This window comes from Pseudomonas frederiksbergensis (assembly GCF_003732275.1).
GTDB classification, from domain to species: Bacteria; Pseudomonadota; Gammaproteobacteria; order Pseudomonadales; family Pseudomonadaceae; genus Aquipseudomonas; species Aquipseudomonas frederiksbergensis_H.
The window spans coordinates 115,395-129,122 of record NZ_MOBM01000002.1; the positions used below are offsets into that span (position 1 = coordinate 115,395).

Here is a 13,728-nt window from a genome sequence, read left to right on the forward strand (position 1 = left end):
GTCAGCTTTTTTGGCGAACAATCTGCCGCCATCGCGAGCAGGCTCGCTCCCACATTTGATCTGTGTCGTACATAAAGTCCATGTACACCCTCAATCCCTGTGGGAGCGAGCCTGCTCGCGATGAACGATAACGCGGTCTACGCCGGATCGACGTTATCCAACGCTCGGTTCACTGCCAATTCCGCCAACATGATGATCTGCTGAATCGCCATAGCCGTATGGCGCTGCGGGCCGATCAGGTTAGTGGCGAAATCACTGGCCAGGACACTGGCCGAGGCCAATGACTCACAAGCTTGCACCAGCAGGCTTTCGGTATCCATGTTGGGGGCAATCATATACATCGTGCTGGGACGACGGGGTTTTGCGGCATAGGGGACGGGAGGATCGAGGTAGTAGTCGAGGGCGCGTTTTATGGCTTCGCGGTCTTTGAGTAATTCTTCGGTGCGCGAAGCTTCGGCGTTTGGGTTGGTTTTGTTGAAGTTCGAATCGGAATCGTCGTTGTCCATTTGCAGCTCCTAATCACAATTGGAGCCATCACTTGCCATTATGGTCGTGAGGGCTTTCGCCCTACTGATTTCAGGTTTCCACTCCTGCTCGCTGGTTTTGCAGCGAGAGCCAAAGATTAGAGAAGCCACTTCCGACCGACAACCTGAACGACACGTGGAAAGATCTGCGCCCTGACACACCAATTAAACATTAAACGCGAAAGACAATTAAATTCACCCCACAACCCACGCCTGACAACGCTTCTGTAGGAGCTGTCGAGTGAAACGAGGCTGCGATCTTTTGATCTTGAAAATCAACGTCAAAAGATCGCAGCCTTCGGCAGCTCCTACAGGCCGTCAAGTTCCCAAATGACCCGAGAGGTATGCCCGAACAGAGGGGTCTCCCTTACAAACGGATATTTCCGCCAATCTCACCAACAACGCTACCCTCAGGAAAACACCGCCGCCAAACCCTCGGGGACTCCATGGAAAGAACCACCGTCAAACCACTTCTGCTTGCTCTCGCCCTCGCCACAACTGCACCACTCGCCCAAGCCGCCCAAGCCGCCACCACCCTGGTCTATTGCTCCGAAGCCAGCCCCGCCGGTTTCGACCCCAGCCAATACACCAGCGGCACCGACTTCGACGCCTCCGCCGAAACCGTCTTCAACCGCCTCACCCAGTTCAAACGCGGTGGCACCGAAATCGAACCCGGTCTGGCCACCAGCTGGGAAGTGTCCAAGGACGGGCTCAGCTACACCTTCCACCTGCGCGACGGCGTGAAATTCCACACCACCGACTACTTCACCCCGACCCGCGACTTCAACGCCGACGACGTGTTGTTCACCTTCCAGCGCCTGCTCGACCCGCAGAATGCATTCCGCAAAGCCTACCCCGCCGAGTCACCGTACTTCACCGACATGGGCCTGAACACCACGATCAAAAGCATCGACAAACTCGACGATCACACCGTGCGCTTCAGCCTGAACAACATCGACGCCGCGTTCGTGCAAAACCTCGCCATGAGCTTCGCCTCGGTGCAATCCGCCGAATACGCCGGGCAATTGTTGAAAGAAGGCAAAGCCGCCGACCTTAATCAGAAACCGGTCGGCACCGGCCCCTTCGTGTTCAAGCGCTATCAAAAGGACTCGCAGATCCGCTACACCGCCAACAAGGCTTACTGGAAACCCGAGGACGTTAAACTCGACAACCTGATTTTCTCGATCACCCCGGACGCCGCCGTGCGCTTGCAGAAGCTCAAGGCCGGCGAGTGCCAGGTCAGCGGCTACCCGCGCCCGGCGGACATCGAAGTGATGGAGAAAGACCCGAACCTGATCGTGCTCAAGCAAGCCGGTTTCAACCTCGGCTTCCTCGCCTACAACGTGACCCACCCGCCGCTGGATCAGCTCAAGGTGCGTCAGGCACTGGACATGGCCATCGACAAACCGGCGATCATCAAAGCGGTCTACCAGAGTGCCGGGCAACTGGCGCAGAACGCCTTGCCGCCGGCGCAATGGTCGTATGACCCGAGTATCAAAGACACACCGCACGACCCGACCAAAGCCCGCGCGCTACTAAAAGAAGCAGGGGTTGCGCCCGGTACCACCATCGATTTGTGGGCCATGACCGTGCAGCGCGCCTCCAATCCCAACGCGCGAATGTCGGCACAGATGATCCAGCAGGATTGGGAGAAAGTCGGGATCAAGGCCAACATCGTCAGCTATGAATGGGGCGAATACATCAAGCGCGCCAAGAACGGTGAACACGACGCGATGATCTACGGCTGGACCGGCGACAACGGTGATCCGGACAACTGGCTCGGCGTGCTCTACAGCTGCGCCGCAGTGAAAGGCAGCAACTACGCCAAGTGGTGCGACCCGGTCTACGACAAGCTGGTGCAGCAAGCCAAGGTGTCCACGGACAAACAGCAGCGGGTCAATCTGTACCAACAGGCACAGCAAATCCTTAAGCAACAAGTGCCGATCACACCGATTGCGAACTCGACGGTGTTCCAGCCACTGCGCAAGGAAGTGACCGACTTCAAGATCAGCCCTTTCGGCCTTACCCCCTTCTATGGAGTGGGTATAAATAAGTAACACCAGGCTCCAACCGGGTGCATCAGATGCCCCGGTTGCCCCTTGTCGGTGCGCGATTTGCACCGTAAAAAACCTGCGCAAACGGTCAAATACATCGATAGTTACACAAATGCGACATTAAGGTACGTTCGTGCCACTGTTTAAGACTTGTTGCCATTCAGGATCTTGCATTGGGTATGGCCCCTGCATAAGTATCCGCAGGTCGACTCACGAGGTCGTCCTCTAATTCCAAAAATGACAACAAATCATGAGGCCACCATGCTTAAACACGCGGTCATTCCGTTTTTAGTCGGCGCAAGCTTATTAGCCAGCGCACCTTTCGCCGTCGCTGCGACTAACCTGGTGTTTTGCTCCGAAGGGAGCCCGGCCGGTTTCGACCCTGGTCAGTACACCACCGGAACCGACTTCGACGCCTCTGCAGAAACCATGTTCAACCGCCTGACCCAGTTCGAGCGCGGCGGCACCGCCGTTGTTCCTGGCCTGGCGACCAAGTGGGACATTTCCGATGACGGCCTGACTTACACCTTCCACCTGCGTGAAGGCGTCAAGTTCCACACCACCCCGTACTTCAAGCCGACCCGTGAGTTCAACGCCGACGACGTGCTGTTCACCTTTAATCGCATGATTAATAAGGACGACCCGTTCCGCAAAGCGTACCCGACTGAATTCCCGTACTTCACCGACATGGGGATGGACACCAACATCACCAAGATCGATAAAGTCGACGACAAAACCGTCAAGTTCACCCTGAAAGAAGTTGATGCCGCGTTCATCCAGAACATGGCCATGAGCTTCGCCTCGATCCAGTCCGCCGAATACGCTGCCCAGTTGCTCAAGGAAGGCAAAGCCCCCGACCTCAACCAGAAGCCGGTCGGCACGGGTCCGTTCGTGTTCAAGAGCTACCAGAAAGACTCCAACATCCGCTACACCGGGAACAAGGACTACTGGAAGCCTGACGACGTCAAGATCGACAACCTGATCTTCGCCATCACCACCGACCCGTCGGTGCGTATTCAGAAGCTGAAGAAGAACGAGTGCCAGATCACGCTGTTCCCACGCCCGGCCGACCTGAAGGCGCTGCAAGAAGACAAGACTTTGAAGGTGCCTAACCAGGCTGGTTTCAACCTGGGTTACATCGCCTACAACGTGATGGACAAAATCAAGGGCAGCGACCAGCCGAACCCGATGGCTCAGTTGAAAGTGCGTCAGGCACTGGACATGGCCGTCAATAAGCAGCAAATCATTGACTCGGTTTACCAGGGTGCTGGCCAACTGGCCGTCAACGCCATGCCTCCGACCCAGTGGTCCTACGACACCACCATCAAGGATGCGCCGTACAACCCTGAGAAAGCTAAAGCGCTGCTCAAGGAAGCCGGCATCAAGGAAGGCACCGAGATCAACCTGTGGGCGATGCCGGTACAGCGTCCATACAACCCGAACGCCAAACTGATGGCAGAAATGCTGCAGTCTGACTGGGCCAAGATCGGTATCAAAGCCAAGATCGTGACCTACGAGTGGGGCGAGTACATCAAGCGCTCCAAAGGCGGCGAAAACGGCGCGATGCTGATTGGCTGGAGCGGCGACAACGGTGACCCGGACAACTGGCTGAACGTACTGTTCGGCTGCGACTCTCTGCAGGGCAACAACTTCTCGAAGTGGTGCGACAAGAAATTCGACGGCATCGTCAAGGAAGCCAAACGCACTACCGATCAGGGCAAGCGCACCGAACTGTACAAGCAGGCGCAACACGTCCTCAAAGACGCCGTTCCAATGACACCTATCGCTCACTCGACGGTGTTCCAACCCATGCGCGACAACGTGCAGGACTTCAAGATCAGCCCGTTTGGCTTGAACTCCTTCTACGGCGTCAGCGTCAGCAAATAAGGTTTTGCAACGGCGACGTTATTCACGTCGCCGTTGCTTTATCTACCGAGAAAGTAGGAATTCACTGACAGCCAAATCCACTGCGTACCACAGCAGAGGTTTAGGACGCGTCGCCTTTTCCTACGAGTCTTTCAGACTCTACACATTTACTGCCAGACCCACGGCTCATACCGTCGGGATCTGACCAGTTCATGCGTGGGCTCTCGGTTTGCTGCATGCAATGGTTTGAGAGCAATGAAGCCCCACGTCCCCGGACGGGACAACGGCGCATTGCACAACACTAAAAAAGAGGGAGCGTCATGCGCCATACCTTGGTTTTATCCGCATTGCTGGGCACCGGCCTGCTGGCCGCCACTTCCATCAGCCAGGCCGCCAACAACAGCCTGGTGTTCTGCTCTGAAGGCAGCCCCGCCGGTTTCGACACGGCGCAGTACACCACTGCGACCGATAACGACGCCGCCGAGCCGCTGTACAACCGATTGGCAGAGTTTGAAAAAGGCGCCACCAACGTCGTACCAGGCCTGGCAACGAGCTGGGATATTTCCGAAGACGGCCTCAAGTACACCTTTCACTTGCGCGAAGGGGTGAAATTTCACACGACCAAATACTTCACGCCGACCCGCGACTTCAACGCCGATGACGTGCTGTTCACCTTCAATCGCATGCTCGATCCGCAGCAACCCTTCCGTAAGGCTTATCCGACCGAGTTCCCGTATTTCAACGGGATGAGCCTGAACAAGAACATCGCCAAGGTCGAGAAGACCGGGCCGCTGACCGTGGTGATGACGCTCAACAGTGTCGACGCCGCGTTCATCCAGAACATCGCCATGAGTTTCGCCGCGATCCTTTCTGCCGAATACGCCGACCAGTTGCTGGCCTCCGGCAAGCCGAGCGACATCAACCAGAAGCCGATCGGCACTGGCCCGTTCGTGTTCAAGAGCTACCAGAAAGATTCCAACATCCGTTACAGCGGCAACAAACAGTACTGGGACCCGAGCCGGGTCAAGCTCGACAACCTGATTTTCGCCATCAACACCGACGCCTCGGTGCGCGTGCAGAAGCTCAAGGCCAACGAATGCCAGATCACCCTGCACCCGCGCCCCGCCGACGTGACCGCGCTGAAAAACGATCCGAAACTGCAACTGATCGAAAAGCCCGGGTTCAACCTTGGTTACATCGCCTATAACGTGCGGCACAAACCGTTCGACCAGCTCGAAGTACGCCAGGCGCTGGACATGGCGGTGAACAAGCAAGGCATTCTCAACGCCGTCTATCAAGGCGCCGGTCAACTGGCGGTCAACGCCATGCCACCGACCCAGTGGTCCTACGACGACACTATCAAAGACGCCGCCTACAACCCGGAAAAAGCCAAGGAACTGCTCAAGGCTGCCGGCGTGAAGGAAGGCACCGAAATCACCCTCTGGGCCATGCCGGTTCAACGTCCGTATAACCCCAACGCCAAGTTGATGGCCGAAATGCTCCAGGCTGACTGGGCAAAAATCGGCCTCAAAGTGAAGATCGTCAGCTACGAATGGGGCGAGTACATCAAGCGCACCAAGAACGGCGAGCACGACATCAGCCTGATCGGCTGGACCGGTGACAATGGCGATCCGGACAACTGGCTCGGCACGCTGTACAGCTGCGATGCCATTGGCGGCAACAACTACTCCATGTGGTGCGATCCGGCTTACGACAAGCTGATCAAGCAGGCCAAGGTCGTGACCGATCGCGACCAGCGCACCGTGCTCTACAAACAGGCGCAACAGTACCTCAAGCAGCAGGTGCCGATCACGCCAGTCGCCCACTCGACGGTCAACCAGCCGTTGAGCGCCAAAGTCGAAGGATTCAAGGTGAGTCCTTTCGGCCGTAACGTGTTCTCGGGCGTCAGTATCGACCAATAACCGATTAGCCAGAACGCTGGGGGCGGATTCCGCCCTCACGCAAGCGTATTGCCGTAATTCGCCAATTTGGCCTCTAGCAAACGTTTGCGATGCCTGCATGAGTTCAAAACCAAATAGCCGGATCACCAAAAAAGACCGGCATTAAAAAAAGAAAGAAAGGAGCGTCACCCATGAAACTGAGCAGCACCGCGTTATTGGCCTTGGCCATCAGCAGCGTGACCGCCACGGCTTACGCTGAATCCCAGAGCCAGGCTTTCACCCCGGTTACGGTCAACACCAAAAGCGCTCAAGCCGAGGCAACCGGCTTTGTCGAAGGCCAATCGGTCACCGGCAGCACGCGTAACTGGTACGCCAACGAACAACTGAAACGTGGTGCCACGTTCAGCTACAAGAAAGACGGTGTATCGACCCCGACTGATCGTCGTATCAACTGGGTTCAGGGCACCATCCTCAAGTACAACTCCGGCTTCACTGAAGGCACCGTAGGTTTCAGCACCGAAGTGGCGGCCTACAACGCCATCGCTCTGGATCGTGATCGCAAGGATCTGGCGTCCAACAACGGCGGCGCACCGGGTACCCGTCCTGGCGCAGGCAACAACCGTACCCTGACCGAAGAAGGTGGCGACGCCGTCGGCCAGTGGAGCAAACTGGGCCTGGCCAACGTCAAGGCCCGTGTCTCCAACACCACCCTGACCGCTGGCCGCCAGAACTTCAGCAGCCCGATGGTCGATGTCATCGGTAACCGTGCGCTGCCTTCGAGCTTCCAAGGTGTGGCCATCCATAGCGAAGAGCTGAACAACCTGGCTTTTGACCTGGCCACCTTCGATCGCAACTCTCCGCGTACCGAAGAAAGCCAGCGTAAATTCCGTACCGAATACGCCAACGGCATCGTTGAAACCGATCACGTCTACACGGGCGGTATCACCTACACCCCATTCGCCAGCCTGACCACCAGCCTCTGGGCGACCCAGGCCGAAGACATCTGGAACCAGTACTACTTCGGCGCCAGTCATGTGCTGGGCGACAGCCAGGTCCTGAGCCTGACCACCGGCCTGAACTACTACAAAACACAGGAAGAAGGTAAAGCCCTCATAGGCAAAATCGACAACGACACCTACTCCCTGTCGTTCGGCCTGACCCACCAGGCCCATAGCCTGACCTTCTCCTATCAGGAAGTGAACGGTAACGAGTACTTCGACTACCTGCACGAAACCAACGGCATTTACCTGGCCAACTCCCTGCTGTCGGACTTCAACGGCCCGAACGAGAAGTCCTTCCAGATTGCCTACGGTCTGAACATGGCCGAATACGGCGTGCCTGGCCTGAAATTCAACATCTACCAGGCTCGCGGCTGGGGCATCGACGGCACTCACTACACCGGCAACGAAGGCGTAGCAGGCAAGGGTTACGACGGTATCCAGAGTCAGGATGGCGAACACCACTATGAATACGGCATCGGTGCTTCGTACGCCGTGCAGAGCGGTCCACTCAAGGCCACCGCTATCCGCGCGACCTACACCGCTCACCGCGCCAGCGAAAACCAGGCGGATGGCAGCATCAACGAGTTCCGTCTCGTGACCACCATCCCGTTCAACATTTTGTAAAACGCATGCCTGCGGCTGACTCATGATGAGTCGGCCGTCTGGCTTTTCTGTTCAACCGATTGCAGAGGGCTCTAGATGAAAATGCTTCCCCTACGAGCGGCCATCGCCGCCGCGTTGCTGAGTGCCGCTGTTGGCGTCTCGGCCAAACCCTTGGTGGTCTGTACCGAAGCCAGCCCGGAAGGCTTCGATATGGTTCAGTACACGACTGCAGTCACAGCCGATGCGGTGGCCGAAACCATCTTCAATCGTCTGGCGGACTTCAAGCCCGGCACCACTGAAGTGATCCCGGCACTGGCCGAGTCGTGGGACATCAGCGACGACGGTCTGACCTACACGTTCCACCTGCGCAAAGGCGTCAAGTTTCACACCACCGACTATTTCAAGCCGACCCGCGACATGAACGCCGACGACGTGGTCTGGAGCTTCCAGCGTCAACTGGACCCGAAACACCCATGGCACAAACTGTCGAGCGTGGGCTTCCCGTACTTTGAAAGCATGGGCTTCAAAGAGCTGCTCAAAAGCGTCGAGAAGGTCGACGACAACACGGTCAAATTCACCCTGACCCGCCGTGAAGCGCCGTTCCTGGCCGATATCGCCATGGCCTTCTCCTCGATCTTCCCCGCCGAGTACGCCGACCAGTTGCTCAAGGCCAACAAGGCCGGCGACCTGAACAGCAAGCCAATTGGCACCGGCCCGTTCGTTTTCCAGCGCTACGCCAAGGACGCTCAAGTCCGCTTCAAGGCCAACCCGGACTACTTCCGCGGCAAACCACCGGCTGATTCGCTGATTCTGGCGATCGCCACCGACAACAACGTGCGCCTGCAAAAGCTCAAGGCCAACGAGTGCCAGATCGCGCTGTATCCGAAACCGGATGACATCCCGAGCATTAAGAAAGACGACAAGCTGAAGGTCGATGAACTGAACGCGATGACCGTGTCCTACATCGCCATGAACACCACTCACAAGTACATGAGTGATGTGCGAGTGCGCAAAGCGATCGACATTGCGTTCGATAAGGAAGCCTACGTCAACGCGCTGTTCGGCAAAGGCAACGCGACCGTGGCGGTCAACCCATACCCGGACACCCTGCTGGGCTACAACCACAAACTGACCAACCCGCCGCGTGATCTGGACAAGGCTCGCGCCCTGCTCAAGGAAGCCGGTGTACCGGATGGCACCGCGTTCACCCTGTTCACCCGTAACGGCGGCGGCCCGACCAACCCGAACCCGATGCTCGGCGCGCAGATGATGCAAGCCGACCTGGCCAAGGTCGGGATCAAGGTCGATATTCGTGTCATGGAATGGGGCGAAATGCTCAAGCGCGCGAAAAACGGCGAGCACGACATGGTGTCCGCCGGCTGGGCGGGCGACAACGGCGACCCGGATAATTTCCTGACGCCTATGCTCAGTTGTGAAGCCGCCAAGAACGGCGAAAACTACGCTCGCTGGTGCAATGAAAAGTTCCAGGCGCTGATCGACGAAGCAAGGGCTAAAGTGAACCCGGACGAACGCACGGCGCTCTACGAACAGGCCCAGGCCATTTTTAATCAGGACCAGCCGTGGATCAGCATGGCGCACACCCGAATGTTCACCGCAATGCGCAACAACGTAGAGGGCTATCACATTAGCCCCCTCACCACGAATAACTTCGCCACCACCCAGGTGAAGTAGATAAGAAACGCCCGGCATCGCTGACCCAGCGATGCCGGGCACGCCTAACCGGCTGATGAGGTACCACACAAGATGTTTAGTTTTATTGCCCGCCGATTGGGGTTATTGATCCCCACGTTCTTCGGCATCACCTTGCTGACTTTCGCGTTGATTCGCATGATTCCAGGCGACCCCGTGGAAGTAATGATGGGCGAACGCAGAGTCGACCCCGAAATGCATGCTCAGGCAATGGAACGCCTAGGTCTGAACAAACCCCTGTATGCCCAATACCTGGATTACATCGGCAAGTTGGCCCACGGCGATCTCGGCGAATCCCTGCGTACCCGTGAAAGCGTCTGGACCGAGTTCAGCTCTCTATTCCCCGCGACCCTGGAACTGTCCATGGCCGCCCTGTTGTTCGCCGGCATCCTGGGCCTTCTGGCCGGGGTGATCGCGGCACTCAAGCGAGGATCCCTGTTCGACCATGGGGTGATGGGCGTCTCCCTGGCGGGATACTCGATGCCGATCTTCTGGTGGGGCCTGATCCTGATCATGTTCTTCTCGGTGAGCCTGGGCTGGACGCCGGTGTCCGGGCGGATCGACCTGCTCTACGACATCGAGCCGCGCACCGGTTTCATGCTGATCGATACGTTGCTGGCCGATGATGTCGGGGCGTTCTTCGATGCCCTGCATCACCTCATCCTCCCGGCCATCGTGCTCGGCACCATCCCGCTGGCAGTGATCGCGCGGATGACCCGTTCGTCGATGCTCGAAGTGCTGCGTGAAGACTACATCCGTACCGCCCGTGCCAAAGGCCTGTCGCCGTCGCGCGTGGTGTTCGTTCACGGCCTGCGTAACGCGCTGATTCCGGTACTGACCGTAGTCGGCCTGCAAGTCGGCACGTTGCTGGCCGGTGCGGTCCTGACCGAAACCATTTTCTCCTGGCCCGGCATCGGCAAATGGCTGATCGAAGCCATTGGCGCACGGGATTATCCCGTGGTGCAGAACGGCATCCTGTTAATCGCCTGCCTGGTGATTCTGGTCAACTTCGTGGTGGACATCCTCTACGGCTTTGCCAACCCACGCATCCGTCATCAGCGCTGAGATCAAGATCATGACCACTCTCACTACACCGGTAGCAGTCGATCAAAGCCTGCTGTATCCGTCCCCGTATAAAGAATTCTGGCACGCGTTCTCCAGGAATAAAGGCGCCGTCGCCGGCCTGATGTTCATGCTGCTGGTGATTTTCTGCGCGCTATTTGCCCCTTGGGTCGCGCCGCATAACCCGAGCGAGCAATTCCGCGACTTCCTGCTGACCCCGCCATCCTGGCTGGAAGGTGGACAAATCCAGTTCCTGCTCGGCACCGATGAATTGGGTCGCGACCTGCTGTCGCGGCTGATCCACGGTTCGCGCCTGTCCCTGCTGATCGGCTTGTCTTCGGTGGTGATGTCGCTGATTCCGGGCATCCTGTTGGGTCTGTTCGCCGGCTTCTTCCCGCGCGTGCTCGGCCCGACCATCATGCGTCTGATGGACATCATGCTGGCCCTGCCGTCCTTGCTGCTGGCGGTGGCGATTGTCGCCATCCTCGGCCCTGGCCTGATCAACACCATTATTGCCATCGCCGTGGTTTCGTTGCCGTCCTATGTTCGTCTGACCCGCGCCGCGGTGATGGGCGAACTGAACCGCGACTACGTAACCGCCGCGCGCCTGGCCGGTGCCGGTCTGCCACGCCTGATGTTCGTCACGGTGCTGCCCAACTGCATGGCGCCGCTGATCGTTCAGGCCACTTTGAGCTTCTCCTCGGCGATTCTCGATGCCGCGGCACTGGGCTTCCTCGGCCTTGGCGTACAACCGCCAACGCCTGAGTGGGGCACCATGCTGGCTTCGGCTCGCGACTACATCGAACGCGCCTGGTGGGTGGTAAGTCTGCCTGGTTTGACCATTTTGCTCAGCGTGCTGGCAATCAACTTGATGGGCGACGGCCTGCGCGATGCGCTGGACCCGAAACTCAAGAACGCCGCCTGAGGAGATTCAAATGTCACTGTTAGAAATCAAGAATCTCAACGTTCGCTTCGGCGACAAGAATGCCGTTCCGGTGGTCGACGGTCTCGACATTACCGTGGACAAGGGCGAAGTGCTGGCCATCGTTGGCGAATCGGGTTCCGGCAAGTCCGTGACCATGATGGCCCTGATGGGCCTGATCGAGCATCCGGGGATCGTCACCGCCGACGCCCTGAATTTCGATGGCAAGAACATGCTCAAGCTCAGCAATCGTCAGCGCCGGCAGATCGTCGGCAAAGACCTGGCCATGGTGTTCCAGGACCCGATGACCGCGCTGAACCCGAGCTACACCGTCGGCTTCCAGATCGAAGAAGTGCTGCGCCTGCACCTGAAAATGTCCAGCAAGCAAGCCCGCAAGCGTGCCATCGAACTGCTGGAAAAAGTGGAAATCCCGGGCGCCGCCAGCCGTATGGACGCCTACCCGCACCAACTCTCCGGCGGTATGAGCCAGCGCGTGGCGATTGCCATGGCGATTGCTGGCGAACCGAAACTGCTGATTGCTGACGAACCGACCACTGCACTCGACGTAACGATTCAGGCGCAGATCATGGACCTGCTGCTGGCCCTGCAAAAAGAACAGAACATGGGCCTGGTGCTGATCACTCACGACCTCGCGGTCGTGGCCGAAACCGCCCAACGCGTGTGCGTAATGTACGCCGGCCAAGCGGTTGAAGTCGGTCAGGTGCCACAACTGTTCGACATTCCGGCGCACCCGTACAGCGAAGCACTGCTCAAGGCCATTCCGGAACACAGCCTGGGTGCCTCGCGCCTGTCGACGTTGCCGGGCATCGTTCCCGGTCGTTATGACCGTCCGCAAGGCTGCCTGTTGTCGCCGCGCTGCCCCTACGTGCAGGACAACTGCCGCACCCAGCGTCCGCCCCTTGACCAGAAAAGCAACAGCCTCGCCCGCTGCTTCTACCCGTTGAATCAGGAGGTGGCGTAATGGCCGTCGTACTAACCGCCCGAAACCTGACCCGTCACTACGAAGTGTCCCGCGGCCTGTTCAAGGGCCATGCAACCGTACGCGCCCTCAACGGTGTGTCGTTCGAACTGGAAGCCGGCAAGACCCTCGCCGTTGTGGGTGAGTCGGGCTGCGGCAAATCCACCCTGGCCCGTGCCCTGACGCTGATCGAAGAACCGTCCTCCGGTTCCTTGAAAATCGCCGGGCAGGAAGTCGCCGGTGCCAACAAGGCCCAGCGCAAGCAACTGCGCAAAGACGTGCAGATGGTATTCCAGAGCCCATACGCGTCGCTGAACCCACGGCAGAAAGTCGGTGACCAACTCGCCGAGCCGCTGTTGATCAACACCAACCTGAGCGCCTCGGAACGTCGCGAGAAAGTCCAGGCGATGATGAAACAGGTGGGCTTGCGTCCGGAGCACTACCAGCGCTACCCGCACATGTTCTCCGGCGGTCAGCGCCAGCGGATTGCCCTGGCCCGCGCGATGATGCTGCAACCGAAAGTGCTGGTCGCGGACGAACCGACCTCGGCGCTGGACGTATCGATTCAGGCGCAGGTACTCAACCTGTTCATGGATTTACAGCAAGAGTTCAACACCGCCTACGTGTTCATTTCCCACAACCTGGCCGTGGTGCGTCACGTTGCCGATCACGTGATGGTGATGTACCTCGGCCGCCCGGTGGAAATGGGCCCGAAAGAGGACATCTACACCCGTCCTCTGCACCCGTACACTCAGGCGCTGTTGTCGGCCACTCCGACCATCCACCCGGATCCGGACAAGCCGAAAATCAAGATCGTCGGCGAACTGCCGAACCCGCTGAACCCGCCGTCCGGCTGCGCCTTCCATAAGCGCTGCCCGTACGCGACCGAGCGCTGCAGCGTCGAAGAGCCGCCCCTGCGCCTGCTCGACACCCGCCAAGTGGCTTGCCACTACGCCGAGCAATTCCTCGACGGCGCGGCGTAACAATGTGGGAGCGAGCCTGCTCGCGATAGCGGTGTATCAGTCGGCATTAATGTCGACGGGTATGACGCCATCGCGAGCAGGCTCGCTCCCACAGGTATTTAGCGGCACGAAATATCTAAAGCG

10 protein-coding genes are annotated in these 13,728 nt (G+C 58.4%); 9 read left to right on the forward strand and 1 reads right to left on the reverse strand.

The window, feature by feature from the left end:
- Window positions 1-137 precede the first annotated feature (137 nt).
- Window positions 138-506 carry a DUF6124 family protein gene (locus BK662_RS00900; RefSeq protein ID WP_123355922.1) on the reverse strand — a complete coding sequence of 123 codons (369 nt, stop codon included), beginning with the start codon at window positions 504-506 and terminating at the stop codon, window positions 138-140.
- A gap of 464 nt (window positions 507-970) precedes the next feature.
- On the opposite strand from BK662_RS00900, the gene BK662_RS00905 reads away from it, so the two are divergent.
- The 9 genes from BK662_RS00905 to BK662_RS00945 all read left to right on the forward strand — a co-directional run bounded on the left by BK662_RS00905 (window position 971) and on the right by BK662_RS00945 (window position 13,605).
- Entirely contained in the window at window positions 971-2,581 is a 1,611-nt protein-coding gene (locus BK662_RS00905) for an ABC transporter substrate-binding protein (RefSeq protein ID WP_123355924.1), read from the forward strand.
- A gap of 258 nt (window positions 2,582-2,839) precedes the next feature.
- Window positions 2,840-4,465: an ABC transporter substrate-binding protein gene (locus BK662_RS00910; protein WP_123355926.1), complete on the forward strand. Its 1,626-nt coding sequence runs from the start codon at window positions 2,840-2,842 to the stop codon at window positions 4,463-4,465.
- 299 nt (window positions 4,466-4,764) lie between these two features.
- The gene (locus BK662_RS00915) at window positions 4,765-6,366 is read left to right on the forward strand and encodes an ABC transporter substrate-binding protein (protein WP_123355928.1); all 1,602 of its coding nucleotides are present in this window, start codon (window positions 4,765-4,767) and stop codon (window positions 6,364-6,366) included.
- 170 nt (window positions 6,367-6,536) lie between these two features.
- Window positions 6,537-7,970, forward strand: a complete 1,434-nt coding sequence (locus tag BK662_RS00920) for an OprD family porin (RefSeq protein WP_123355930.1) — start codon at window positions 6,537-6,539, stop codon at window positions 7,968-7,970.
- 75 nt (window positions 7,971-8,045) lie between these two features.
- On the forward strand, window positions 8,046-9,641 hold the full coding sequence (locus BK662_RS00925) for an ABC transporter substrate-binding protein (RefSeq protein WP_123355932.1): 1,596 nt from the start codon (window positions 8,046-8,048) through the stop codon (window positions 9,639-9,641).
- Between the two features lie 72 nt (window positions 9,642-9,713).
- Window positions 9,714-10,724 carry an ABC transporter permease subunit gene (locus tag BK662_RS00930; protein ID WP_063341564.1) on the forward strand — a complete coding sequence of 337 codons (1,011 nt, stop codon included), beginning with the start codon at window positions 9,714-9,716 and terminating at the stop codon, window positions 10,722-10,724.
- Between the two features lie 10 nt (window positions 10,725-10,734).
- Window positions 10,735-11,646, forward strand: a complete 912-nt coding sequence (locus tag BK662_RS00935) for an ABC transporter permease subunit (protein ID WP_123355934.1) — start codon at window positions 10,735-10,737, stop codon at window positions 11,644-11,646.
- Window positions 11,647-11,656: 10 nt separating this feature from the next.
- Entirely contained in the window at window positions 11,657-12,625 is a 969-nt protein-coding gene (locus BK662_RS00940; RefSeq protein WP_123355935.1) for an ABC transporter ATP-binding protein, read from the forward strand.
- A complete protein-coding gene (locus BK662_RS00945; protein ID WP_123355937.1) occupies window positions 12,625-13,605 on the forward strand; it encodes a peptide ABC transporter ATP-binding protein in 981 nt (326 codons plus the stop codon). The genes BK662_RS00940 and BK662_RS00945 overlap by 1 nt, the downstream gene beginning before the upstream one ends.
- The last annotated feature ends 123 nt before the right edge of the window (window positions 13,606-13,728 follow it).

Coding starts and splice junctions, on each gene's coding strand:
- BK662_RS00900 (WP_123355922.1), bottom strand. CDS start 506: ATGGACAACGACGATTCCGATTCGAACTTCAACAAAACCAACCCAAAC.
- BK662_RS00905 (WP_123355924.1), top strand. CDS start 971: ATGGAAAGAACCACCGTCAAACCACTTCTGCTTGCTCTCGCCCTCGCC.
- BK662_RS00910 (WP_123355926.1), top strand. CDS start 2,840: ATGCTTAAACACGCGGTCATTCCGTTTTTAGTCGGCGCAAGCTTATTA.
- BK662_RS00915 (WP_123355928.1), top strand. CDS start 4,765: ATGCGCCATACCTTGGTTTTATCCGCATTGCTGGGCACCGGCCTGCTG.
- BK662_RS00920 (WP_123355930.1), top strand. CDS start 6,537: ATGAAACTGAGCAGCACCGCGTTATTGGCCTTGGCCATCAGCAGCGTG.
- BK662_RS00925 (WP_123355932.1), top strand. CDS start 8,046: ATGAAAATGCTTCCCCTACGAGCGGCCATCGCCGCCGCGTTGCTGAGT.
- BK662_RS00930 (WP_063341564.1), top strand. CDS start 9,714: ATGTTTAGTTTTATTGCCCGCCGATTGGGGTTATTGATCCCCACGTTC.
- BK662_RS00935 (WP_123355934.1), top strand. CDS start 10,735: ATGACCACTCTCACTACACCGGTAGCAGTCGATCAAAGCCTGCTGTAT.
- BK662_RS00940 (WP_123355935.1), top strand. CDS start 11,657: ATGTCACTGTTAGAAATCAAGAATCTCAACGTTCGCTTCGGCGACAAG.
- BK662_RS00945 (WP_123355937.1), top strand. CDS start 12,625: ATGGCCGTCGTACTAACCGCCCGAAACCTGACCCGTCACTACGAAGTG.